24 protein-coding genes are annotated in these 23,401 nt (G+C 34.4%); 17 read left to right on the top strand and 7 right to left on the bottom strand.

Annotated features, from left to right (window positions below; all coding sequences use genetic code 11):
* The first annotated feature begins 52 nt into the window (after window positions 1-52).
* The 7 genes from AC1Q8N_RS06540 to bcbE all read left to right on the top strand — a co-directional run bounded on the left by AC1Q8N_RS06540 (window position 53) and on the right by bcbE (window position 7,077).
* Window positions 53-1,891, top strand: coding sequence for an IucA/IucC family protein (locus tag AC1Q8N_RS06540; RefSeq protein ID WP_141520035.1), 1,839 nt, complete (start codon window positions 53-55; stop codon window positions 1,889-1,891).
* The gene (locus AC1Q8N_RS06535) at window positions 1,878-3,116 is read left to right on the top strand and encodes an AMP-binding protein (RefSeq protein ID WP_493521132.1); all 1,239 of its coding nucleotides are present in this window, start codon (window positions 1,878-1,880) and stop codon (window positions 3,114-3,116) included. Before AC1Q8N_RS06540 ends, AC1Q8N_RS06535 begins: the two co-directional genes overlap by 14 nt.
* Entirely contained in the window at window positions 3,113-3,367 is a 255-nt protein-coding gene (gene asbD, locus AC1Q8N_RS06530; protein ID WP_048543185.1) for a petrobactin biosynthesis protein AsbD, read from the top strand. The genes AC1Q8N_RS06535 and asbD overlap by 4 nt, the downstream gene beginning before the upstream one ends.
* A 44-nt stretch (window positions 3,368-3,411) precedes the next feature.
* Entirely contained in the window at window positions 3,412-4,395 is a 984-nt protein-coding gene (gene asbE / locus AC1Q8N_RS06525) for a petrobactin biosynthesis protein AsbE (RefSeq protein ID WP_141520036.1), read from the top strand.
* 37 nt (window positions 4,396-4,432) lie between these two features.
* A complete protein-coding gene (gene asbF, locus AC1Q8N_RS06520; RefSeq protein WP_088093108.1) occupies window positions 4,433-5,275 on the top strand; it encodes a petrobactin biosynthesis 3-dehydroshikimate dehydratase AsbF in 843 nt (280 codons plus the stop codon).
* A gap of 126 nt (window positions 5,276-5,401) precedes the next feature.
* Entirely contained in the window at window positions 5,402-5,608 is a 207-nt protein-coding gene (locus tag AC1Q8N_RS06515) for an alpha/beta-type small acid-soluble spore protein (RefSeq protein WP_000113545.1), read from the top strand.
* Between the two features lie 239 nt (window positions 5,609-5,847).
* Window positions 5,848-7,077 (top strand): bacillibactin exporter BcbE, encoded by a 1,230-nt coding sequence (gene bcbE / locus AC1Q8N_RS06510; protein WP_097858789.1) that lies wholly within the window; start codon window positions 5,848-5,850, stop codon window positions 7,075-7,077.
* 53 nt (window positions 7,078-7,130) lie between these two features.
* Here the strand turns inward: bcbE and AC1Q8N_RS06505 are convergent, their stop codons facing one another.
* Window positions 7,131-7,745, bottom strand: a complete 615-nt coding sequence (locus AC1Q8N_RS06505; RefSeq protein ID WP_098079479.1) for a LysE/ArgO family amino acid transporter — start codon at window positions 7,743-7,745, stop codon at window positions 7,131-7,133.
* Between the two features lie 118 nt (window positions 7,746-7,863).
* Between AC1Q8N_RS06505 and AC1Q8N_RS06500 the strand changes: the two genes are divergently transcribed.
* Both AC1Q8N_RS06500 and AC1Q8N_RS06495 read left to right on the top strand, forming a co-directional pair.
* Window positions 7,864-9,306: an aminotransferase-like domain-containing protein gene (locus AC1Q8N_RS06500; RefSeq protein WP_098079481.1), complete on the top strand. Its 1,443-nt coding sequence runs from the start codon at window positions 7,864-7,866 to the stop codon at window positions 9,304-9,306.
* Between the two features lie 12 nt (window positions 9,307-9,318).
* On the top strand, window positions 9,319-9,486 hold the full coding sequence (locus tag AC1Q8N_RS06495) for a DUF3933 family protein (RefSeq protein WP_087982849.1): 168 nt from the start codon (window positions 9,319-9,321) through the stop codon (window positions 9,484-9,486).
* Window positions 9,487-9,594: 108 nt separating this feature from the next.
* Here AC1Q8N_RS06495 and AC1Q8N_RS06490 read toward each other — a convergent pair whose 3' ends face one another.
* The gene (locus AC1Q8N_RS06490; protein WP_098049217.1) at window positions 9,595-10,560 is read right to left on the bottom strand and encodes a patatin-like phospholipase family protein; all 966 of its coding nucleotides are present in this window, start codon (window positions 10,558-10,560) and stop codon (window positions 9,595-9,597) included.
* A gap of 87 nt (window positions 10,561-10,647) precedes the next feature.
* The gene (locus AC1Q8N_RS06485; protein ID WP_000540426.1) at window positions 10,648-10,803 is read right to left on the bottom strand and encodes a YjcZ family sporulation protein; all 156 of its coding nucleotides are present in this window, start codon (window positions 10,801-10,803) and stop codon (window positions 10,648-10,650) included.
* A 224-nt stretch (window positions 10,804-11,027) separates the two neighbouring features.
* Between AC1Q8N_RS06485 and AC1Q8N_RS06480 the strand changes: the two genes are divergently transcribed.
* The 4 genes from AC1Q8N_RS06480 to AC1Q8N_RS06465 all read left to right on the top strand — a co-directional run bounded on the left by AC1Q8N_RS06480 (window position 11,028) and on the right by AC1Q8N_RS06465 (window position 13,878).
* The gene (locus tag AC1Q8N_RS06480; RefSeq protein WP_088063091.1) at window positions 11,028-11,780 is read left to right on the top strand and encodes a YwqG family protein; all 753 of its coding nucleotides are present in this window, start codon (window positions 11,028-11,030) and stop codon (window positions 11,778-11,780) included.
* A 145-nt stretch (window positions 11,781-11,925) separates the two neighbouring features.
* The gene (locus AC1Q8N_RS06475) at window positions 11,926-13,086 is read left to right on the top strand and encodes a transglutaminase domain-containing protein (RefSeq protein WP_098079483.1); all 1,161 of its coding nucleotides are present in this window, start codon (window positions 11,926-11,928) and stop codon (window positions 13,084-13,086) included.
* 102 nt (window positions 13,087-13,188) lie between these two features.
* On the top strand, window positions 13,189-13,386 hold the full coding sequence (locus AC1Q8N_RS06470) for a DUF4083 domain-containing protein (protein ID WP_001048060.1): 198 nt from the start codon (window positions 13,189-13,191) through the stop codon (window positions 13,384-13,386).
* A gap of 30 nt (window positions 13,387-13,416) precedes the next feature.
* The gene (locus AC1Q8N_RS06465) at window positions 13,417-13,878 is read left to right on the top strand and encodes an NUDIX hydrolase (RefSeq protein WP_048543177.1); all 462 of its coding nucleotides are present in this window, start codon (window positions 13,417-13,419) and stop codon (window positions 13,876-13,878) included.
* A 45-nt stretch (window positions 13,879-13,923) separates the two neighbouring features.
* On the opposite strand, the gene nadE is transcribed toward AC1Q8N_RS06465, so the two are convergent.
* Window positions 13,924-14,742: an NAD(+) synthase gene (gene nadE, locus AC1Q8N_RS06460; protein WP_098049215.1), complete on the bottom strand. Its 819-nt coding sequence runs from the start codon at window positions 14,740-14,742 to the stop codon at window positions 13,924-13,926.
* Window positions 14,743-15,012: 270 nt separating this feature from the next.
* On the opposite strand from nadE, the gene AC1Q8N_RS06455 reads away from it, so the two are divergent.
* The 3 genes from AC1Q8N_RS06455 (at window position 15,013) to AC1Q8N_RS06445 (ending at window position 18,521) form a co-directional block, all read left to right on the top strand.
* Entirely contained in the window at window positions 15,013-16,893 is a 1,881-nt protein-coding gene (locus AC1Q8N_RS06455; RefSeq protein WP_048543175.1) for an ABC transporter permease, read from the top strand.
* 115 nt (window positions 16,894-17,008) lie between these two features.
* The gene (locus AC1Q8N_RS06450) at window positions 17,009-17,296 is read left to right on the top strand and encodes an AbrB/MazE/SpoVT family DNA-binding domain-containing protein (RefSeq protein ID WP_048543174.1); all 288 of its coding nucleotides are present in this window, start codon (window positions 17,009-17,011) and stop codon (window positions 17,294-17,296) included.
* Window positions 17,297-17,570: 274 nt separating this feature from the next.
* Window positions 17,571-18,521, top strand: a complete 951-nt coding sequence (locus AC1Q8N_RS06445) for a serine protease (RefSeq protein ID WP_048543173.1) — start codon at window positions 17,571-17,573, stop codon at window positions 18,519-18,521.
* Between the two features lie 146 nt (window positions 18,522-18,667).
* On the opposite strand, the gene AC1Q8N_RS06440 is transcribed toward AC1Q8N_RS06445, so the two are convergent.
* From AC1Q8N_RS06440 to AC1Q8N_RS06430, 3 genes are all read right to left on the bottom strand, one after another.
* Window positions 18,668-19,771 (bottom strand): ABC transporter ATP-binding protein, encoded by a 1,104-nt coding sequence (locus tag AC1Q8N_RS06440; RefSeq protein WP_404518989.1) that lies wholly within the window; start codon window positions 19,769-19,771, stop codon window positions 18,668-18,670.
* Between the two features lie 264 nt (window positions 19,772-20,035).
* Window positions 20,036-20,899, bottom strand: a complete 864-nt coding sequence (locus AC1Q8N_RS06435; RefSeq protein ID WP_098069241.1) for a PucR family transcriptional regulator — start codon at window positions 20,897-20,899, stop codon at window positions 20,036-20,038.
* A gap of 69 nt (window positions 20,900-20,968) precedes the next feature.
* Window positions 20,969-21,829 carry an AraC family transcriptional regulator gene (locus AC1Q8N_RS06430; RefSeq protein ID WP_098069240.1) on the bottom strand — a complete coding sequence of 287 codons (861 nt, stop codon included), beginning with the start codon at window positions 21,827-21,829 and terminating at the stop codon, window positions 20,969-20,971.
* A 196-nt stretch (window positions 21,830-22,025) separates the two neighbouring features.
* Between AC1Q8N_RS06430 and AC1Q8N_RS06425 the strand changes: the two genes are divergently transcribed.
* The gene (locus AC1Q8N_RS06425) at window positions 22,026-23,342 is read left to right on the top strand and encodes a carbohydrate ABC transporter substrate-binding protein (protein WP_493521131.1); all 1,317 of its coding nucleotides are present in this window, start codon (window positions 22,026-22,028) and stop codon (window positions 23,340-23,342) included.
* The last annotated feature ends 59 nt before the right edge of the window (window positions 23,343-23,401 follow it).

The following is a 23,401-nucleotide window of genomic DNA, read 5'->3' as shown; positions in this document are numbered from 1 at the left end:
TTAAAATTTCACGTAATACAAATAATGGTATTTTTCATAAGGTGGAGGAGTTATGAGAATGGACATGTATCATACGAGAATATTGAAAGCGCTTGAATCAAAAGATTATATTTCAGTACGAAGAAGAGTGTTACGTCAATTAGTAGAGTCGTTAATTTATGAGGGGATTATTACGCCAATTCGCATAGAAAACGAAGAACAAATTCTTTTTCTTATACAAGGACTTGATGAGGACAACAAAAGTGTCACGTATGAATGTTACGGAAGAGAACGAATGACATTTGGACGTATCTCTATAGATTCATTAGTAATAAGAGTTCAAGAGGAAAAACAAGAAATACAATCAGTTTCGCAATTTTTGGAAGAAGTTTTTCGAATTGTTAACGTAGAACAAACGAAATTAGATTCTTTTATTCATGAATTAGAACAAACGATATTTAAAGACACGATTGTACAATATGAAAGACATAATAAGGTGAAATATACCCAAAAATCGTACGATGAATTTGAAAGCCATTTAATAGACGGTCATCCATATCATCCTAGCTATAAAGCACGCATTGGGTTTCAATATCGTGACAATTTTCAATATGGATATGAATTTATGAGACCAATAAAAATTATATGGATTGCATCTCATAAGAAGTATGCGACTGTAGGTTATGAAAATGAAATGATCTATGACAATATTTTAAAAGGTGAGATAGGCGAGCATACATTAGAAACGTATATGGAACGAATTCACAGTGCGGGATGTAATCCAAAACAGTACGTGTTTATACCTGTTCATCCTTGGCAGTGGGAGAATTTCATCATTCCAAATTACGCTGATCATATACAGGATAAAAATATAATTTATTTAGGACAATCAGCGGATGATTATTGCGCGCAACAATCGATGAGGACGTTAAGAAATGTTACGAATCCAAAGAGACCATATGTAAAGTTATCGCTGAACATACTTAACACTTCAACACTCCGTACGCTGAAACCATATTCAGTTGTGAGTGCACCAGCTATATCGAATTGGTTAAGTGATGTCGTAAGTCAGGATTCTTATTTAAGGGATGAATCGCGCATTATTTTGTTAAAGGAATTTTCGAGTGTAACGTATGATACGAATAAGAAAGCCACATATGGTTCATTAGGGTGCATTTGGCGTGAAAGCGTTCATAAATATTTAGATGAGCAAGAGGATGCGGTTCCCTTTAACGGCTTATATGCAAAGGAGAAAGACGGGACACCAGTTATTGATGCATGGTTAAACAAATATGGGATAGAAAATTGGCTACGATTACTGATTCAAAAAGCGATCACACCAGTTATACATCTTGTTGTAGAGTATGGAATCGCATTAGAATCACACGGACAAAATATGATTTTAGTTCATAAAGAAGGGCTACCTTTCCGTATTGCATTAAAGGATTTCCATGAAGGACTTGAGTTTTATCGTCCATTCTTAAAAGAAATGAATAAATGTCCAGACTTTACTAAAATGCATAAAACGTATGCGAATGGGAAAATGAATGATTTCTTTGAAATGGATCGTATTGAATGTTTACAAGAGATGGTATTAGATGCACTGTTCTTATTTAATGTAGGAGAATTAGCTTTCGTACTTGCAGACGAATATGATTGGAAAGAAGAAATTTTTTGGATGATAGTTGTCGAAGAAATTGAAAATCATTTTAGAAAATATCCACACTTGAAAGATAGATTTGAAAGTATTCAGCTATACACTCCTACATTCTATGCTGAGCAATTAACGAAGCGACGATTATATATGGATGTGGACTCGCTTGTTCATGAAGTTCCAAATCCATTGTATAGAGCAAGACAACTTATCAAACAAAAATCAGTTGTTACAGGGGGAAATTATGCTAATCGTTAATAAACAAGAGTATAGCAAAAGTGATTTTGATTTGAGATTACAAATTTATGAGGAAATGGAACAATTTCAAAAAGCAGCAGGAAATAGATTCGCGCTTTGTCTGAAAGATCCATTCGATATTATTACGCTTGTGTTTTTCTTAAAAGAAAAGAAATCATCAGTATTGCTTATACATGAAGATACGCCAAAAGAAACGGCTATTGAAATGGCAAAGCGTGCAAATTGTATCGGGATATTATATGGAGAATATCCCGATTTTACGAAATTAGAAGTAGTGAACGCTTTACTAGAAGAGCCTTCTTTATTGCAATATAGTTCTGGAACAACAGGAGAACCAAAACTGATTCGTAGAGCATGGGCGGAAGTGGATACAGAAATTACTGCTTATAATGAAGCTTTAAACTGTGAAGTAGATGAAGAGCCGATCGTTATGGCTCCTGTTTCACATTCATACGGACTAATATGTGGTACGTTATCTGCAATTACGCGAGGAAGCAAACCTATCATCATTACGAATAAAAACCCTAAATTCGCATTAAATATAGTTCGCAATACAGAAAAACATATCATTTATGCAGTACCGCTTATGTTACATATTATGGGGAGTTTCCCGCAAGGAACGTTTCAGTTTCATAAAATTATGACATCCGGATCACCTTTACCAGAAGCATTATTTTATAAACTAAAAGAAATGACAACATATATGATGCAGCAATACGGTTGTTCTGAAGCAGGTTGTATTAGTATATGTCATAATATGAAAAGCCATTTAGATTTAGGTAATCCACTACCTCATGCGAGTATAAGTATAGGTTCAGATGAAAATATGCCCGAAGAAATCGTAGTGAAAATGAAAGATAAGGAAATTTTCACTAAAGATTTGGGGTATAAATCTGAGCATGGTCTTCATTTTATGGGGCGCATGGATGATGTGATTAACGTTTCAGGATTAAAAGTCTTTCCGATAGAGGTAGAAGAAACAATGCTTCGACTAGAAGGCGTTCAAGAGGCAATTGTATATCGGGGAAAACATCCTGTGATGGGCGAAGTTGTTAAAGCGAAAGTAATCTCTCATGTTGATCCAGTGCGAATAAGAGAATGGTGTATGCAGCATTTACCATCTTATAAAGTTCCGTATGAGATTGAAAGTGTAACTGAAATTCCGAAAAATAAAACTGGAAAAGTAAGTAGAAAATTACTAGAGATGGGAGAGGTTACAACATGAGACGTGAAACATTAAAAAATGAAGTGTTGAAAATTATGACAGAAAAAATGGAGCTAAAAAATGTAACGCATTTAGAAGAAACGATGCGTTTAAACCAAGATTTATATATAGATTCGGTAATGATGTTACAACTCATAGTCTACATAGAAATGGATGTAAAGCTATCCGTTCCAGAGGATGAGGTAGACCCAAAAGCATTTCTTACTGTAGGATCTTTGCTTGATTTTATGGAGGAGTTACAGCCGGTATAAGTAGTAAATGTGAATAATTAACCTTTAGGAAAGTGGATGAGAATATGACTTCAATTAAAGTTCACTGTTTAGTGAGTTGTTTTTGTGAAATTATAAAAAGGCGTAGCGATATAGATTTCCGTCCATTTTATTTTGGATTATGGGACGGAGATTTTGATATAACAGAAGGCGGCATTATCTCGTATCACTCCGAAAATATTAACCATGATAATTATTTATTATGGTATGAAAAATTGTATGGTATGAAAGTGAACGAATGGTATGATCATGCAAAAGGTAAAGATAGCAATGTAGAAACGTTTTTACAATTAGTAGAAAACAAGCCAGAAAATCGCTATGTCATTGTAATGGTTGATATGTCTCTATTGCCAGAGAGGGAAAATAAATTTCATCAAAAACCGTTTCCGCATTATTTAATGATATCGAAGACAGAGAAAGATGAAGAATGGTTCATGCTAGATCCTGATTTTCGCTGGGAAGGGAATATGGAAAGAGAAAAAGTGCTTCACTCTGTTCAAGATAACCCATTTGGTGGAGGGTATTTCATTGATGTAGAAGAAATTCACGAGCCAACAGAAGAAATGGTAGCGAGTTATTTCATAGAAACTTTCAAAAGAAATGACAATGAACTGACTATGGAATTGAAAAATTTAATTATAAAAATGGCAAATGAAGAAGAAGGTTATTCGCTTTCTGGTCTTGTAGCGGCAGTGAAGCAAATACCAGTACTTGCAATTCGTAAATATAGTTATGAACATGCCTTTGCATACTTCCGTGAAACGTTGCAATATTCGGAGCAAGAGTTTGATTATTGGTGTGATCGGGTAGAGGATACTGTACAAGGATTTACAAATGTACAGTATCGAGCAATTAAAATGGCGATGACGAATAATAAAGGCATGTTATTATCAATTGTTGAAAAGTTGGATGAAATGAATGCAATTGAACTGCAAATTAAGGCTGAATTAGAGAGACAGTTTTTATCATGGAAAGAAATGAAAACAAACGAGTCTGTCTTAGCGTTTTAAAAACCTAACTGAATTTAAGATAAGGGAGTTCAAACCTATGAAATATTCATTATGTACTATTTCCTTTCGTCATCAATTAATTTCATTTACTGATATTGTTCAATTTGCATATGAAAACGGTTTTGAAGGAATTGAATTGTGGGGGACTCATGCACAAAATTTGTATATGCAAGAGTATGAAACGACAGAACGAGAATTGAATTGTTTAAAGGATAAAAGCTTGGAAATTACGATGATAAGTGATTACTTAGACATATCATTATCGGCAGATTTTGAAAAAACAATAGAGAAATGTGAACAACTTGCAATATTAGCTAATTGGTTTAAAACAAACAAAATTCGTACGTTTGCTGGACAAAAAGGTAGCGAAGATTTCTCGGAACAGGAGAGAAAAGAGTATGTGAATCGTATTCGCATGATTTGTGAAGTATTTGCTCAGCATAATATGTATGTACTTTTAGAAACACATCCAAATACGTTAACGGATACGCTGCCTTCTACTTTGGAATTATTAGGAGAAGTAGATCATCCGAATTTGAAAATAAACCTTGATTTTCTTCATATATGGGAGTCTGGTGCAGATCCAATAGACAGCTTCCATCGACTAAAGCCGTGGATACAACATTACCATTTTAAGAATATATCGTCAGCAGATTATTTGCATGTGTTTGAACCAAATAATGTATATGCAGCAGCGGGAAGTCGAATTGGTATGGTTCCATTATTTGAAGGTGTGGTAAATTATGATGAGATTATTCAGGAAGTGAGAAATACTGACCATTTTGCTTCACTCGAATGGTTTGGACATAATGCGAAGGATATATTAAAAGAAGAAATGAAAGTATTAACAAATAGAAATTTAGAAGTAGTAACTTCTTAATATAAAATGATGTAAGAGTCTCTCATTGTAGAGACTCTTTTTTTAAAAATATAAATAACCAAAAATTACCATGTATTTAAATTAAAATTTAACACAATTTATATATAAATAAGGAGGTGATTGGTAATGGCTAGAAATCGTAACTCTAATCAATTAGCATCACATGGAGCACAAGCAGCTTTAGATCAAATGAAATATGAAATTGCACAAGAATTTGGTGTACAACTTGGCGCTGATACTTCTTCACGTGCAAACGGTTCTGTAGGCGGTGAAATTACAAAACGTCTAGTAGCGATGGCAGAACAACAACTTGGTGGCGGATATACTCGCTAATTGTAGAAGGTTATAGGAGAAAGGAAGGATTCTTCCTTTCTTTTTTTTTTTCAATTAATTGGTATGAATATATTGCGAACTGGATTCAAAGAATAGGAATAATACTATATTTTCCCCAATTTCTTTTGTTGTGAATGGGAAGTAGTAAAGATGTAATAGCCCTGGTGGAATGAAAAATTACGTTCCAGCAGGGCTATTATATGGTCAGAAATATACGATGAAAGGGTTCCGAAGCCAACATGTTAAAAAAAGAAAACTGTTGTTTAATTGCGCTTGCATCAGTTCCACTTGTTATGACATTAGGGAATTCAATGCTTATTCCAATCCTACCGACTATCGAAAAGAAATTACATATTTCATCGTTTCAAGTATCCATGATTATTACAATTTACTCTATTGTAGCCATTTTACTTATACCGATTGCTGGTTATTTATCAGATAGATGGGGACGAAAGATGATAATGGTTCCGAGTTTGCTGATTGCGGCTATAGGCGGAGCGGTAACAGGTTGGGTATCATGGAAAGTTGATAATCCCTACACTTGGATACTGATTGGTAGAGCGATTCAAGGTATTGGTGCAGCTGGTGCAATGCCAGTTGTTATACCTTGTGTTGGTGATTTATATAAAGATGAAAAACAAGTTAGTACAGGTTTAGGAATCATTGAAACATCCAATACATTTGGAAAAGTGCTGAGCCCTATTTTAGGATCTGCTCTTGCTGCCATTGTATGGTTCTTACCATTTTGGGCGATTCCAGTTTTATGCGTAGTATCAATTGTTTTGTTACTTGTTCTAGTAAAGGCAAAGAAACAAGAAGGAGAAGTACCACCACTTAAAGAGTTTATAAAATCGATTATTTCTACGTTTCGAGAAAAGGGAAGATGGTTAATTGCCATTTTTGCATTAGGTGCAATTATTATGCTTATTTTATTCGGAATTCTCTTTTATTTGTCGACGATACTGGAATCAAAGTATGACATTCATGGTGTATGGAAAGGGTGTGTACTTGCTATCCCGCTACTTGTACTGTCACTTAGTTCATATATGGCCGGTAAAAAAATTGGAGATAATCAAAATGTTATGAAGAAGTGTATTTATATTGGTTTTTTAATGGCAGCTGCATCAGTCATCATTCCTTTATTTATAAAAGGGATTTATTTACTACTTCTTTGTCTCGTTATCATGGGGATAGGAATTGGTATGGCACTCCCATGTTTAGACTCCCTAATTACACAAGGAATTGAAAAGGAGCAAAGGGGAACGGTTACATCTTTTTATAGTTCCATGCGATTTATCGGTGTAGCAGCTGGCCCACCTCTATATTCTTTTTTCATGAAAGGTGCTGACCATGAAGTGTTTTATGTAACAAGTATTTTCGCTGGTATTGGTGCCGTTATAGCAATGATTTGGATTAAACCAGCAAAAGATGCAAAGAACGTAAAACAGAAACCGGAACCTACTTCATAATTTGAAAGAGAATTGCATGATGTTTTCAGTAACATGCAATTCTCTTTCGTTCATTAAGAATACATAACTTGTTTTAACATATAAAGCGCGACACCCCAAATGATGATACCCGAAAACTTATTTAATAATACGATTGTTTTTCCGGTTGAGTCTATTCTTTTTAGAAATTTCCCCGCTAAGGCTAAGCTTATAAACCAAATCCAAGAAACGATAATAGTTGCAAGTGTGAAAGCCCATTTTTCACTTCCTATGTATTGAATAGAATTTGTTCCGATTACACCGATTGTATCTAAAATTGCATGTGGATTTAATAACGAAACCGATGCAGCGAAAAGGATTTGCTTTTTTAATGGCATACTGTTTTCTGTGTTTATATCGTTGGAAGGGTTACTTCTCCAAATAACAAAGCCCATATATAGGAGAAAGAAAAATCCAATTATATATAACGTGTTAGTTAGCCAAGAAAAAGTAAGGAGTACAAGGGAGACACCCTGCACCGCAATCAATATGAGTAGCGTATCACATATAGAGGCAGTTAATACGACAGGGGCTGCCCTCCAAATGTTTGGTTGGCTCGCACCTTGATTAAAGACGAAAACATTTTGGACGCCTAATGGAATGATAAGACCAAATGCAAGAATGATACCATGAATAATTGCTTCACTCATCATATTACCTCCTATTTTAATTCAGTATGATAGTGTATATTGTATAGAAGAAATGAAAATTTGTATCCATCCATATGGTTGGAGAGGTTACCAACCAAAAAGAATATAAGGTGATATGATGGAAAGATTCGTTTGGAAACCGAATATGTCTCTAGCGACTCCTCTGTATAAACAAATAGAAACGTATATAAAAGAAAGAATCGTTAATGGAGAATGGACTGTTGGAACGAAATTACCTTCACAAAGAGATTTGGCACATACATTCGGTGTGAACCGGAGTACAATTGTAATGGCTTTCGATGAGCTAGTGGCAAAGGGATACATTGAAGGAAATGGCAGGAAAGGAACAATTGTTGTAAATAATAATGAGAATGCTTCAACGTACGCACCCCCGCCTAATTGGCAGTCTTATGTAGAAACAGGACTTCATTACCCAAATCTGCCTGCTATTCAAGAGATTAATCAAGCTGAATTTTATCCGCATGTAATTCGTTTAGGAACAGGTGAGCTCACGCCGAGTCTTTTACCTGAAAAAAAGATGAAAGATATTATGAATAAGCTTTTAAAGTCGAGCATGATACTTGGGTATGAAGAACCAAAAGGGAATTTCTATTTAAGGAAGAAAATTGCTGACTATTTAAAAGGACATGGTATAGATGTAACTCCTGATTCTATATTAATTGTTTCAGGAGCAATTCAAGCGTTGCAACTTATTTCTATGGGGCTTCTTCCAAAAGGGGCATCCATCTTATTAGAAAAACCATCTTATTTATATTCGCTTAATGTTTTTCAATCTGCAGGAATGCGTTTAATTGGTATACCAGTGGATGAGAACGGTTTACATGCATCATATATTACGAAATATAAGAAGCAATTTAATGCATCTATTTTATATACAATTCCGTCTTTTCATAATCCGACGAACTTTAGTATGAATGCGAAGAAACGAATAGAAGTGATGGAAATATGTAACGAAATTGGTTTGCCTATTATAGAAGACGCGGTGTACCAAGACTTATGGTTTGATGAGCCTATTTCAAAGCCTTTAAAAGCATATGATAAAAACGGAATTGTACTGCATATTGGGAGTATGTCTAAAGTCATTAGTCCAGGATTAAGAATTGGATGGATTGTTGGATCTGAGCCAGTCATTCAAAGATTGGCAGACATAAAAATGCAAACAGATTATGGTTCAAGTTCTATATCCCAGCAAATTGCAGCGGAATGGTTTGCAGATGGATTGTATGATGAACATTTACAGTTTGTAAGAACTAAGTTGAAAAAACGTAGAGATTTTATGTTGCAAATGTTAGAGAAATATTGTCGTGATATAGCAACATGGTATGAACCGACAGGTGGTTTTTATATTTGGTTACATATGAATGTACCCGTTTCGAACCGTAGCTTATTTGACAAAGCTTTGAAAGAAAAGATTTTATTAAATCCAGGTACTTTGTATGATAGAAGTGCAAACCAATTTTTGCGTCTATCCTATTCATACGCAACGTTAGAAGAAATTGAAATAGGTATCAAAAAACTTGCACAACTAATGAAAAAGTAAGAGGAGAAAGTAATGAAACAATACGTAATTTGCCAAATTATTAATGGAGAAAAATATTTAGCTGCTTATGCGGAGACGAAGCAGGATGCAATTGAAAAAGCAGAATTGTTAGGGTTACGAACGGGAAATCGATATACCGTTATTACTGCGGAAGAAGCTAAAGGGTTAACGTATCCTTAAGAGACGTATAATAATTTATGCAGGAAGTAAATAAGCCTCGTAATCTATGATATTACTAGGCTTATTTTTTTGAAAGCGTTACGTGTTCTCGTATGAAAAATAATAGTATTATGAGTCAAGTTGACGGAAATACCGATTTGTTTTTCGGTCCTGATTTCCGTTTCTATAGTCATCAATATATTGTCTGAAGTTCCAAGATTGTAAAAACTTATTTGCGGCGTTATAACCAGAATTGTAAAGCCACTCTTTTTCTTCCTTTGTTAACTCAAAGTTGGTACTTGTAATGGATCCTGTTGGAATTGTAATCGTTCTTGCTTTTGATTCCTTATCTAAATGACGTAAATCATGGGCTTGCATCATCGTTTTAAAAAGTCCTTTGAACATGGAGATAGGCTCGTTATAATGGGCAGGATCAGCTTGAATCTCATCTTTTACGAAATGAAATCCAAATGTTGGCCAGCGAGGAGAGGAAGGTGAGTCGAAAATCCAAATTGGGTAATTGCTTAAAATCCCTCCATCAACCATATAACAAGGTTGCTTCCATTTAGGGGTTCTCCATTTTACCGGTTCAAAGAAGAAAGGGATTGTACTACTCATTCTTACAGCTTTAGCAATAGAGAAGCGATAATTTAAAAATCCGTAGTTCGGTAAGTCATCGGGAAAGATAACCATTTTGCCATTACTTATATCAGAAGCGATAATTTTAAGCTTATTTAAATCAGGTAAATCTGTAAATAAGTGAACTCCTTTTTTGCGAAGTAATTCTTCCATCCATTCTTCTATAAAAATATTAGAGTAAATACCAAGAGTAGTCCATGCGCTTAATCCTTTTCCGATAAACGGGATTCTGTCAATAAAGGTTCTCTTCGTAAATTTATTATAATCGATATCAGTTATAATCGTTTTTAACTCTGAACAAGAATATCCTGCTGCTAGGAGCGCAGCGATAATGGAACCAGCTGATGTTCCAGCTACACGCTCCCATTCATAGCCTTTTTCAGCTAACGCGCAAATTGCTCCTACATGCGCAATTCCGCGTACACCGCCTCCTTCAAAAACACCATCAATCTTCATCAATCATACTTCCTTTCGAATAAAAGATTTGAAAATGGCAAAAAAGCACGTATTGTACGTGCTTTTTTGTAATAGTTTTTAAATTTACTAGCAGCCTACAAAGCCGCCCCAACAGCTAGCTCCGATGATGATTAGAAGGATAAATAAAACGATTAATAAAGCGAAACCTCCATAACCACATCCACCACAACTACCGCCGTAACCGCCGTAACCGTAACCGCCGCAACTATATCCGTAACCCATGTGGAATTCCTCCTTAAATTAAAAATAAAAATGAACGAGGGGAAAATGTACTGGAAGAAATAATGAACTATCGTGTTTGTAGGAACAATGTATACTATGCTTTTTTTAACTTGTTCGCGTATGGAGGAAGAGCCCGTTTTTTTGGAGGCTTGTTGTTTTTACAAAGAATGGAGTATAATTTTTGTGCGATGATACAAATAAGTATGTAAATATAAGGAGAATTTATGAATAAACAAATTGAAGTATTAATTGATAAATATGGGCTGACACATTTAAAAGAGGAACTTATTCACACTGTATTTCCTTGTGTAAAAGTTGTGCCAAAGCAGGAGGAAACAGTTGCGGTAGGTAGTTCGAAAATGGGAGGAGTTCCTGACTTGCCAGCTACATTGGAATACCCAATGCACAAAGGAAATCCATTACAATTTATCGCTCAATTTAATTTAAATGATTTACAAAATGTTGGTATGGGTCACAATCTTCCTAAGACAGGGATGTTATATTTCTTTAGCATTGAAAATTACTTTGAAGAAGATGTGAATCCAACTGAAGCGGGGCGTGTACTTTATTATGATGTTCCTGTAGAGCAATTACGAAGAGCAGATGAATTGCAAACAAATTATAACCAGTGTGCAACTACTTTTGAACTGACATATAAATTGCCAGAGCTTTTCATTGAAGATGAGGCTGATTCAGATCGTTTCTTACAATTGCTTGAAGAACTAATCCCAGACAACTATGATAACCATCAAATGTTTGGTGAGCCATTCTCTGTACAAGAGGAAGTATTATATGAGACAGGAGAATATATGGGGATAGACCCGCAGCAAATGACGCTTTTATTCCAAATCGATTCAGATACTAAAAATTGTAATATGATGTGGGGAGATTTAGGAATGCTTTATTTCTGTATTGGAAATGAAGACTTAAAAAATCGACGTTTTGAAAATGCGTGTTGTGTATTACAAACTTGTTAATGAAAAAGGTTGTTCTTGTAAAAAGAACAACCTTTTTACAATGTTAAATATGCATAATCTCATATGACCTATACGGAAAAGTATTGTATACTCTGAAACTATACGATACTTTTTCGTATAGTTATAGAATGTAAGGAGTGAAAAGATGAGAAAGACAAGTAAGTATGTGACAGCTACCCTGCTTTGTTCAACTATAGTAATGGGAGGCTTACACGCGTCAACGGTATCTTATGCAGCTACGAATCCGTCTGTAGCGACAACACAATCAGATGCAAAGCTATTAGATGATTTCCGAAAAGAATTAAAAAAACAGGTTGATAATCGAGAAGAAAATATTACAATCACATATAAAACGAAAGATAGAAATGCTAGAAATGTTATGGACCAATTGTATGGCGAGTTTAATAAAATTGTAGATGCAGATGAGTATGTAAAATATAATGTAGCGTCTACTAAATATTCTATTAAAGGGTTACCAGGAAACTATACGTTTACATTGCAAGTGAAATACCGTGAATCAAAAGAGCAAACACAATATGTAAAATCCCAGGCAAAAGCAATTATCGGTTCAATTGTAAAACCTGGAATGGATGAGCATGAGAAAGTAAAAGTTATTCATGATTACGTTGTAAAGCATGTATCGTATGATACGTCTTATAAAGCGTATACAGCATATGAAGCATTAGCAAATCGTTCTGCCGTTTGCCAAGGATATACGTTATTAACATATGAATTGCTAAAAGAAGCAGGTATCCAAAACCATATTGTAACAGGTACAGGAAATGGACAAGCTCACGCATGGAATTTAGTGAACATTGAAAACAAATGGTATCATCTTGATACTACATTCGATGATCCAGTACCCGATAAAGCTGGACGCGTAACATATTCATATTTTAATATGTCTGATGAGCAATTAAGTAAAGATCACGACTGGGATCGCAGTAAATATCCAGCGGCAACTACAAGTTACTTTAATGAATTAACAAACAAAATAAAAGCGGGTAGTTCAAAGACTGCTGCGTATGAACAAATGTTAAACGAAACAAATTTAAAATATTTGTCTGCACAATACGGGGCAGATAATTATAGTGAATTTAAGAAAAAATTACAGCAACAATTCGCTTCTAAGCCTGAAAAGGTAGAAGTACGATATAAGCAATCGATGGATGGAACAATGCAAGATATAAAGAAAGTGTTAAATGAAATAAATTGGCCAAAAGGTGCAAAACGTGTATCTTATGAAGTAGCACCATATAGTGCAATGGCAGATTATTCATTAGCGACAATTACATTTACGTATTAATTAATGAAGAAGAGCATCTGTAAAGGGTGCTCTTTTTATTATGTATCACTTTAAAAAACAGAATTATGTGATAAAATCAAAAAGGAAGAATGTGGAATCTGAATGAATTTGTTCGAAAATAACATATTTACATTGATATATACTTGTTTAGTAATCGGACTTATCGTTTTGTTTTTCCTATCATTTACTTTGTTTATTAGAAGAGTATTTCAAAACAGTGTTGCAAAGAAACAACAAGTGATGCATATGAACGAGAAGCTAGACCGAATTATTGAATTGCTTGAAAAAGATAAGAAATAGTGATAGAAGATGTATGAAAAGGAGAAGAGGATGGCTAATTATATAAAAGAATTACGTGAAAAAGTAGGTCACGACTGTGTTCTCATAAACTTTGCGGGTGGTTGTGTGTTGAATGAACATGGAGAAGTATTACTGCAAAAAAGAGGTGATTTTAACGCTTGGGGATTTCCTGGCGGTGCAATGGAAATTGGAGAATCTGCCGCAGAAACCGCGATTCGAGAAATAAAAGAAGAAACAGGTTATGACGTGGAAATAAATGAGCTTATCGGGGTGTATACAAAATATTTTCAAGCATATCCAAATGGAGATAATGCCCAGTCAATTTTACTATTCTTTTCATGCTCAATTGCCGGTGGAGAGCAAAAAGTAGACGGTGATGAAACGTTGGAATTGAAGTTTTTCCCGCTAAACAAAATGCCGCCATTGTTTAATCAACAACATGAGGATTGTTTACAGGACTTACTAGAGAAAAGAGTAGGGGTGTATCGTTAACATAAAAAAGAAGCTAATGAGATTAGCTTCTTTTTTATGTTTTATTTATTTCCACCAATTATCAAACATTGATGCTGGAACTTGTCTTTTATGTTCGCTCACTGTGTAACGTTTTTCAATTTTTTCTGCAACGTCAGTTGGAACTGCTTTACCTTCTAAATAATCATCTAGTTGATCATACGAAATACCTAACTCCGTTTCATCAGCTTGACCTGGTTTTTCATCCAATAAATCAGCAGTTGGCATTTTTAAGTAAAGTCGCTCATCCGCACCTAATTCTTGTAAAAGAGCACGTCCTTGACGTTTCGTTAAACCCGTTAATGGTAATAGGTCTGCACCACCATCTCCGAATTTTGTAAAGAACCCTGTAACAGCTTCTGCAGCGTGATCAGTTCCAATTACAAGTAGCCCTTGTTGACCACCGATTGCGTACTGCGTAACCATACGGATACGTGCTTTCACGTTACCTTTATTGAAATCTGTTAATGATTCACCTAATACGTTTTCGTATTGATTTGAGAAAGTATCAACTGTTGACGCGATATCAAATGCAACAGATTGATCAGCTTGAATAAATTGTAATGCTAATTGCGCATCATCTTCATCTTTTTGCACTTTATAAGGAAGGCGCACGGCGATAAATGTTGCGTTACCACCTTCATTACGAATTTCCTCCACTGCGAGCTGAGCTAAACGTCCAGCTAATGTAGAGTCTTGTCCGCCACTAATGCCAAGTACAAATCCTTTTGCACCTGTTTTTTTTACATAATCTTTTAAGAAATCTACACGTTTACGGATTTCTGCTTTCGGATCAATTACAGGCTGAACATGTAATGCTTTCATAATCTGTTCTTGTAATGTCATTATGTTTCCTCCTATTCATATTAAAGCGGTAATTAAGTTTATATGTATATTGGTACATACTTCTATCCTTTATTATTTCGCAAAACTAACGAATATACAATAGGATGCGTGTATGAATATGAATGTAGTCATTATAATGAAACTGTTTCGTTTAAGCAATTTTTTTGAAACCTTTCAATAATGTAAGGTTTTTGTCATTTGAATCGATGGAAGGTATTTCCGGACTTTACTAATATAAGAACATAGTTAGTAGAAGGGCGGAGAAGGAATATGAACATTAGAGAACTTGCTTATCGGAATGTAACGAGAAATAGACGAACATATTCAGCATATTTTTTAAGTAGTGCATTTGCCATTATGGCCTTTTTTGTTTATTCATTTTTTGCGTTTCATCCCGCATTAAGTGCTGGAGAATTGGGACGATACGTATTCGTAAGTATGTCTTTTGCGCAGTCCATTATTTACTTATTTACGTTTTTCTTTATTTTATATTCGATGGGAATGTTTTTAAAAACGAGAAAGCGTGAATTAGGAATTTTAATGATGTTAGGTATGACGAAATATCAATTAAAGCGTCTTATCTTCTTTGAAAATATTATGATTGGGATAGGGGCCATTATTTTTGGAATACTTGCTGGAATGTTATTTTCCGGAATATTACTATTTGTAGCTCCGATGATATTAAAATTAGATATTTCTTTAGCTTATTACATTCCAATGAAAGCCATTGTTGTAACGAGTATTATGTTTTTCGTATTATTTATGATTATTTCATTGTTTAGTGCAGGAATGATTCGAAAAAATAAAATTATGAAATTGTTTAGAGGATCCGCAGAAGCGAAGCCGGAACCGAAAGCATCGATTATTTCTTCTATATTAGCGGTTATATTGCTTAGTGCGGGATATGCAGGAGCACTTATGTCACACGGGGCAATGGTATTTGTCATGATGATTCCTGTTACAACGGTAGTCATTATTGGTACGTATTTGCTGTACAAGCAGTTGAGTGTCTTTATTATTAGACTGTGTAAAAAAAGTAAACGTTTCTATTGGACACAGACAAATATTGTTACGTTATCAGATTTAGCTTACCGTATGAGAGACAACGCCAGAATGTTCTTTATTGTAACTATTATTTCAACTGTAGCATTTTCAGCAATAGGTACATTAGTAGGTTTCACGTCCATGACGAAAGGGATTATGGAGAGACCAATTGCGTTTCAGTATCATTCTAAGCAAGGAAATAGTAATGAATCACAGCATTTGCAGATGATTGATGAAGGATTAAAGAAACATAGTATAGCAGCTTCTAAAACGAATATTTCAACGAAAAAGGCGGAGGAGCAGTCGTTAAGAAGTGCCGTTTTCATAAAAGAATCAGATTATGAAAAATATGCGAAGTTAACAGGAGAACCATTTCAAACTGTAGCAAATAAAGAAGCTTTATTTTTATCAGTCGATATACCAGGCCCACCGATGAAAGAAAGAAAAGAAATTACTTTACCACTTTTGAATGAATCTTTAAAAGTGAAAAAAGTTAATACTTCTTCATTAAGTAAAATACTAAGAGGTAACGTTTATGTAATCTCTAAAAATCAATATGATGCATTACAAGATGGATTTAAAGAGGAAAAAGATTATGTGTACAAAACAGAAGGAACGAAAGATGAAATTGAAGTTGGTAAAGAACTTACTCATCAAATGAAGACTTATGAAGAATATGCAATGTTTAGTGCAGAAGAGTATGAACAAAACCAAAGTTTACAAATCGCAGGACCAATTCTATTTGTAGGTTTCTTTATTGGTATAGTATTTTTCGTATGTGCAGGAAGTTTCCTTTACTTCCGTTTGTTTTCTGATTTGGAGGATGATACTCGTTTGTTTGAAATGATTCGAAAAGTAGGCTTAACGAGTGGAGAGTTATCGAAAATAGTTACAATCCGATTGGCACTTTTATTCTTCGTTCCAATAGGTGTTGCAACATTACATGGGGCAGTAGCGTTAACTGCACTGGGACAGATGTTTGAGTACTCACTATTTAAAGAAAATGCGATTGTATTAAGTATTTTCGTAGGAATTCAAGTTGTATATTTCTTACTGATAAGATCTCGTTATTTAAAACAATTGAAAGAGAGATTACGTATGCATTAATTGTGTTATTTTAACTTGAGTACAAAAATTTCTAAAAAGAGACAAGTATTACCAAAAAGTGATAAAATGGAAAGAGCGAGGTGGAAAAATTAATAAAAAGTAAGGGGGGAGTAATATGAAAGCAACAGGAATTATTCGAAAAGTAGACGAATTAGGACGAATTGTTATTCCTAAAGAGTTACGAGAAGTATTAGGAATACAAATCAAATCACCACTTGAAATTTTCGTAGAAGAAGATAAAGTCATTTTACAAAAATATCAACCTTACAATGCTTGTCAAATAACAGGTGATGTTTCAAATCAAAACATATCATTAGCAAATGGAAACATTACTGTTAGTATAGATGGAGCGAAACATTTAATAAAAGAAATAGAGAAGTTTTTAAATAAGAGTGAGGCGTAGTCTTAATTTATTTTATTTTTAAAATTTCATATCATTCTTTAAAACTATGAAAGGACCATTAAATTGGTCCTTTTATTTTGGTTATTGGTTGTACCAATCGAATTTTTGGTGAATAAAAATTACGAGATAAATAAAAAGAGTAGTATAAAATTAGTAAGCTATATTGAGAAATATTTTTAAGGAAGGAAAACGAAACGAATAAAACGAATGTTACATTTAAACCTTTTCAAAAGTGGTCTGAAATGAAAATAATATATTTTCAGGAGGGATTACGATGAATAGTAGTACAGCGAATAAACAAAAAGGTATACAATTGATTCCTTTTACAGTAGATAAGGTGGTTGAACAAGTAAATGAAATTCCACCAGGTGTACAACTCATTCATGCTCCACAAGTATGGGAGAAGAGTGCGAAAGGAAATGATATTGTTGTTGCCGTATTAGATACAGGTTGTGATGTGAATCATATAGATTTAAAGGAACGCATTATCGGTGGAAGAAATTTCACGAAAGATTACGAAGGGGATCCAAATATTTATCTTGATAATAACGGACACGGTACTCATGTAGCGGGGACAATTGCAGCGACTGAAAATGGTGTCGGTGTTTTAGGAGTAGCACCACTTGCTAAAATGTTAGTATTAAAGGTTTTAGCGGGAGATGGTTCTGGAAGTTATGAGCAAATTATTGAGGCGATTCATTATGCTGTAAATTGGAGAGGGCCTAATAAAGAAAGAGTTAGAGTTATTTCAATGTCACTTGGTGGCCCGCAGGACGTTCCAGAATTACATGAAGCGATTCAAAATGCAGTAAAGCAAGATGTTCTCGTCGTATGTGCTGCTGGGAATAATGGAGATTGTAATGATAATACAGAGGAACTAGATTTCCCAGGTGCTTATTCCGAAGTAATTGAAGTCGGCGCTATCAATTTAGAACGGAAAATCGCATGTTTTAGTAATTCGAATCAAGAAATTGATTTAGTGGCGCCAGGTGATGAAATATTATCTACGTATCCTGAAGGGAAATATGCGGTATTAAGTGGAACTTCTATGGCGACACCGCATGTCGCTGGAGCGCTGGCATTGCTCATTAAGCAGTGTGAGAGAGAATATGGTAGAAAGTTATCAGAGCCAGAAATATATGCACAACTTATTAAAAGAACTGTACCTTTAGGGTATGAACGTACATCTGAAGGGAATGGATTAATAGATTTATTAAAAGAATAGCAAATACGAAAAAACATCTCATATGAATATGAGATGTTTTTCGTATGGTTCTGTCGCATATACAGGGGAATCTAGTATTTAATTCTTTTTTACGAAATGGTTGACACAACTATATCTATTTTTTTGAAATAGAAGCTATGCATCCATTAAATATTACGAATACGTTGTTCGGTAGCGATATCGAAAAAGTGTGCTTTCGCTAAACTAAAAGCTAATAGAAGTGTATCGTTAGCTTTAACTTCGGAACGAGCATTAATTCGCGCAACAAAGTTTTGATTCGAAAGTTTTCCATGAATCATCGTTTCAGCACCTAATAATTCAGCAATTTCTACTGTAATTTCGACTGTTGATTCAGGCGAAGATTGAAGAACAATTGGTTCATCATGAATGTCTTCAGGACGAATGCCGAGTATGATTTTTTGTCCATTATATCCTTTTTGCTTTAATGTTTTTAGTTGGCCATCTGGTACTTTGAAGCGAATATTTTCTATATAGAAATAGTTCTCTTGTAATGTCCCGGTAAAGAAATTCATAGCTGGAGAACCAATGAATCCACCAACAAATATGTTTTCAGGAGTATCATATACTTCTTTTGGAGTACCAACTTGCTGGATGAGCCCATCTTTCATAACAACAAGGCGTGATGCCATTGTCATAGCTTCTGTTTGATCATGTGTTACATATATAGTGGTCGTATTTAAACGACGATGCAGTTTGGAGATTTCTGAACGCATACTGACGCGTAATTTTGCGTCTAAATTCGATAGAGGCTCGTCCATTAAAAATACTTTTGCGTCACGGACGATAGCTCTTCCTAGCGCAACCCGTTGGCGTTGCCCACCTGATAATGCCTTCGGTTTTCGTTGTAAGTAATCTTCAAGCCCTAAGATTTTCGCTGCCTCCGTTACTCGGCGATTAATTTCATCTTTTGGAAGTTTGCGTAGTTTTAAGCCAAACGCGATATTATCATAAACAGTCATATGCGGGTATAGTGCGTAATTTTGAAATACCATCGCAATGTTGCGATCTTTTGGAGCGACATCATTCATACGCTCTCCATCAATATAAAACGAACCATCAGAAATGTCTTCTAGACCTGCAATCATACGTAGAGTTGTTGATTTTCCGCATCCAGAAGGACCGACAAATACGATAAACTCTTTATCTTCAATATGTAAATTAAAGTCAGAAACAGCAGTAGTTTTATTATCATAAACTTTAAAAATATGATCTAATACTAGTTCGGTCATAAATATTCACTCCTTTTCATAATTGATTGAATTATAAGATTTTTATAACCGTAAGTAAATCGGCATTGTGCACAAAAGAATGAGAGGGTTTTATACAAGTTTACAGATTTAAGAAACGGGAAAGCACCTGTAGGATGTACTTTCATCTATAGATATGGGATGAAAGTATTACTTTTTCGTAGAAAAATATGTAAAAAGAGTTTCCAAGTCATAAAACAATGATGGTATGAGAAAATGAATATTTTATCGTCTTTCATGAGAGCTTCACGAGATATCTAAAGAAAGAAATGCCATATAAACTGCTACTGCACCTTCAAAAGTTTTTATATTAATTCCTGTTTTTTCAATGAATTTATCAATTCGATACTGCAAAGTATTACGATGTAAATATAATTGTTTCGCTGCAAGAGATACATTTAAGTTACATTGGAAGAATACTTTAACGCTATCTATAAGTTCTTTGTCATTCGAAATGTGTGCCAATAATTGATTCGTGTACTTTTTTCTTTCTTCTTTTGATAATGAGATCATTAATTGATAAGGGAGCAGTTGTTCAATGTGTGTAATTTTTTTGGATAAATAGGGAGAAAGAACAGAAAATAATTTTCGCTCCCATTCATACAGATAAGCAAATTCAGTTGTTTGCGTATAGCGTCTGCCAATAAAGAAGGATAGGGATATAAAAAAATCTGTTTCTAGTGTATCAAGGGCTGCTCGCAATATAGACTCAGGTACATTTTCTTCTAATATGAGGACACCAGCTTGCGAAGTTTCCCATATCATTGTAGTAGTAAAAGAAAACATGGACTGTAAAGCATCTTGAAATTCTTCTCTCTCTATTATGGGTTGTGTTGTGAAAAAGTGTAAAAAACGAACTGATAGTATAGAAATGTTATTATTTTTGTATAATGCTTCATACCATGATTTTTCTTTTTCTGTTTTATAAAATGTATCAGTATGAATGGGCGTTAAGATGGATGAAAGCAATTGATGCTCCCTTTGATGTAATCGGATTTTTCGAATCCCGACTTTGTTTCCTTCAACTAAAAACCAGCTATAATCTTCTGACAACACAGCTTCATTGATTTTTATATCCTCACCATAATATGTTTTTAATTGTTGAATCATAGGAACACTCCCCCTTCAAAAATAATAGTAACAATATTGTAAATAAGTATAGATTCAGTGCAATTATCTTTAAATTTTTGCACTAGAATCTGGTATGTTTTTGCTAGAATTGATAGCGTTTCTGTATTGTGAGGGAGATAGATTCGTTTCTCGTTTAAATGATTGTGCAAAGAATGATTGGGAAGAAAACCCGGTAATAGTTGAAATGTTAGAAATCGAATAATTGGTAGTTTCTAATAATATTTTACTTTCTCTAATACGAGTTTGAATTAAGTATTCAATAGGCGAAACGCCGACGAACTTCCTGAAAGAATGGGATAGGTAATATTTGTTTATATGACTAATTCGAGCTAATGTATCCAGGCTAATATTTTCGTGAAAATGCTGCTTAATATAGTTTTTAATAAATTCAATATCTTTATTGATTTTTTGAGTAGATGTTTTTTCTACATTAAAGGATTTTTTTCTCATCATTTTAAGTAGTAAAATTTCCAGAATATTTTGTATAATTAAATCGTAATCTTCTTGATGGTTTTCCACTTCCTCGATCAATTGCTGAAGGTAAAAGAGGAAGTTCTTTTGATCCTGTTTATAGTTGTGAATAGTTACTTGACTAGGATTTTCTATGGATGAAAAGGACAAACCTTGAATACCAAGTGCGATGTATTCGAGTGGATGATTCGTATCAGATTTTTCTGTGTGCTCGATATTTGGATTGATGATAATCAAGTTGTGCTCTTGGACTGGGATTTCTTCTTTGTAAAAGATAAAAGTTCCTTTGCCCTTGGTAATATATAATAGCTCTGTAAAGTGATGCGCATGAATGGTACTATGCCAATCTTTATCGTATTTTGATTTTGTTATATAAAGAAGTTTTACTGGAAGATGGTTTCGTTGAATTTGTGGAATCTCATATACTTCATTGGACAAATGAATCCCTCCTTCATAGATTTTTTATCTATGTTATAAAGATTTTAGTGGGATATGCAGTAAAAAGCAAGATATCTAAAAAACAGAACAAGATGTTTATTGTGAAAGCGTTATCTATTTTGTATTCTTTAATTATGAAAGGAAGATTAGGAGATGGGGGTAAATAAAGATGAAAAAAAAGTTATTGTTGTCTGGGATGACAGCTTTGTTATCTTTTAGTTTAATAGCTTGCCAAGGTAATACTTCAAAAGTTGATAACTCTAAGGATGGTAAAGGCTCCAGTGAAAAACAAACCCTTCATGTGGCAACACTTGAATCGGCTTATGGTAAAGAGATGTGGAGCAAAGTAATTGACGCATATGAATCTGCTAATCCAAAAGTTGATGTGAAATTGACAGTGGACAAAAATCTTGAGGATGTCATAGGCTCAAATATGAAAGCAGGAAAGTATCCGGATGTTGTGTTGTTGGCAACTGGGAGAAAACAGGCACTAACAGAAACTTTAATTAAAGATAAAGCATTAGAAGACATTACTGATGTTTTTGATAAAAATGTTTATGGTGAAGATGTTAAAGTCAAAGATAAATTAGTACCAGGGCTTACTGGTACACCTGCGACTAATCCTTATAATGACGGTAAAATTTATATGGCACCGATGTTCTATAGTCCAACTGGATTATTCTATAATGCTAGCTTATTAAAAGAAAAAGGTTGGGAAGTGCCGAAGACTTGGGATGAGATGTGGGCTTTGGGAGATAAAGCGAAAGCAGAAGGAATTTCATTATTTACTTATCCTACAACAGGCTACTTTGATACATTCTTCTACTCTTTATTACTAGGGGTGGGTGGACCTGAGTTATTTAATAAAGCTATGAAATATACAGATGGTGTTTGGGAAAGTTCTGAAGCAACGAAATCGTTTGAAATTATCGGAAAATTAGGAAAATATATAGAACCAACTACTGTTGCGAATGCAAATGATAAAGACTACAAGAAAAATCAACAATTGGTTCTCGATAACAAAGCTTTGTTTATGCCAAATGGTACATGGGTAGTTGGTGAAATGAAAGAAGCTCCTCGATCTAAAGGGTTTGAATGGGGCATGATGCCTTTACCAACAATTGATGCCAATAGCGACCGTTATGCATTTACTTTCTTTGAACAAATGTGGATTCCTTCAGCAGCTAAAAATAAACAACTTGCTAAAGATTTCATGACGTTTGTTTATTCGGATAAGGCAGCTGGAATTTTTGCTGAATCGAGTGCGATTCAGCCTATCAAAGGTCTTTCTAGTAAACTGACAGGTGAAAATAAATCATTCTATAGTATCTATGATAATGGAGTGAAAGTGGGAATAGGTGGATTTGCTGCAACGAAAGCCGTTGAAGGCGTAAGTATGCCAGATACATTATTTAGAACGATTGACAGTGTTATTTCTGGTGATAAAAAGGTGAAAGATTGGCAAAGCTCTGTTGAAAAAGTGAGTGACCAATTACGGTCTGCATTAAAATAAATTAGTTTTCACTATGTACAATGGTGAGCAGCTAGTCTCACCATTGTACTTATTAACTG

The organism is Bacillus sp. GW823-FHT06B01 (genome assembly GCF_058952315.1).
Note: the sequence above shows the minus strand (reverse complement) of the source record. Positions and strands in the feature narration are given on the sequence as shown.

Coding starts and splice junctions, on each gene's coding strand:
- asbD (WP_048543185.1), top strand. CDS start 3,113: ATGAGACGTGAAACATTAAAAAATGAAGTGTTGAAAATTATGACAGAA.
- AC1Q8N_RS06465 (WP_048543177.1), top strand. CDS start 13,417: ATGGCTAATTATATAAAAGAATTACGTGAAAAAGTAGGTCACGACTGT.
- AC1Q8N_RS06485 (WP_000540426.1), bottom strand. CDS start 10,803: ATGGGTTACGGATATAGTTGCGGCGGTTACGGTTACGGCGGTTACGGC.
- AC1Q8N_RS06445 (WP_048543173.1), top strand. CDS start 17,571: ATGAATAGTAGTACAGCGAATAAACAAAAAGGTATACAATTGATTCCT.
- AC1Q8N_RS06505 (WP_098079479.1), bottom strand. CDS start 7,745: ATGAGTGAAGCAATTATTCATGGTATCATTCTTGCATTTGGTCTTATC.
- asbF (WP_088093108.1), top strand. CDS start 4,433: ATGAAATATTCATTATGTACTATTTCCTTTCGTCATCAATTAATTTCA.
- nadE (WP_098049215.1), bottom strand. CDS start 14,742: ATGACATTACAAGAACAGATTATGAAAGCATTACATGTTCAGCCTGTA.
- AC1Q8N_RS06450 (WP_048543174.1), top strand. CDS start 17,009: ATGAAAGCAACAGGAATTATTCGAAAAGTAGACGAATTAGGACGAATT.
- AC1Q8N_RS06470 (WP_001048060.1), top strand. CDS start 13,189: ATGAATTTGTTCGAAAATAACATATTTACATTGATATATACTTGTTTA.
- AC1Q8N_RS06540 (WP_141520035.1), top strand. CDS start 53: ATGAGAATGGACATGTATCATACGAGAATATTGAAAGCGCTTGAATCA.
- AC1Q8N_RS06425 (WP_493521131.1), top strand. CDS start 22,026: ATGACAGCTTTGTTATCTTTTAGTTTAATAGCTTGCCAAGGTAATACT.
- AC1Q8N_RS06535 (WP_493521132.1), top strand. CDS start 1,878: ATGCTAATCGTTAATAAACAAGAGTATAGCAAAAGTGATTTTGATTTG.
- AC1Q8N_RS06480 (WP_088063091.1), top strand. CDS start 11,028: ATGAATAAACAAATTGAAGTATTAATTGATAAATATGGGCTGACACAT.
- AC1Q8N_RS06515 (WP_000113545.1), top strand. CDS start 5,402: ATGGCTAGAAATCGTAACTCTAATCAATTAGCATCACATGGAGCACAA.
- AC1Q8N_RS06490 (WP_098049217.1), bottom strand. CDS start 10,560: ATGAAGATTGATGGTGTTTTTGAAGGAGGCGGTGTACGCGGAATTGCG.
- bcbE (WP_097858789.1), top strand. CDS start 5,848: ATGTTAAAAAAAGAAAACTGTTGTTTAATTGCGCTTGCATCAGTTCCA.
- asbE (WP_141520036.1), top strand. CDS start 3,412: ATGACTTCAATTAAAGTTCACTGTTTAGTGAGTTGTTTTTGTGAAATT.
- AC1Q8N_RS06500 (WP_098079481.1), top strand. CDS start 7,864: ATGGAAAGATTCGTTTGGAAACCGAATATGTCTCTAGCGACTCCTCTG.
- AC1Q8N_RS06435 (WP_098069241.1), bottom strand. CDS start 20,899: ATGATTCAACAATTAAAAACATATTATGGTGAGGATATAAAAATCAAT.
- AC1Q8N_RS06455 (WP_048543175.1), top strand. CDS start 15,013: ATGAACATTAGAGAACTTGCTTATCGGAATGTAACGAGAAATAGACGA.
- AC1Q8N_RS06475 (WP_098079483.1), top strand. CDS start 11,926: ATGAGAAAGACAAGTAAGTATGTGACAGCTACCCTGCTTTGTTCAACT.
- AC1Q8N_RS06440 (WP_404518989.1), bottom strand. CDS start 19,771: ATGACCGAACTAGTATTAGATCATATTTTTAAAGTTTATGATAATAAA.
- AC1Q8N_RS06495 (WP_087982849.1), top strand. CDS start 9,319: ATGAAACAATACGTAATTTGCCAAATTATTAATGGAGAAAAATATTTA.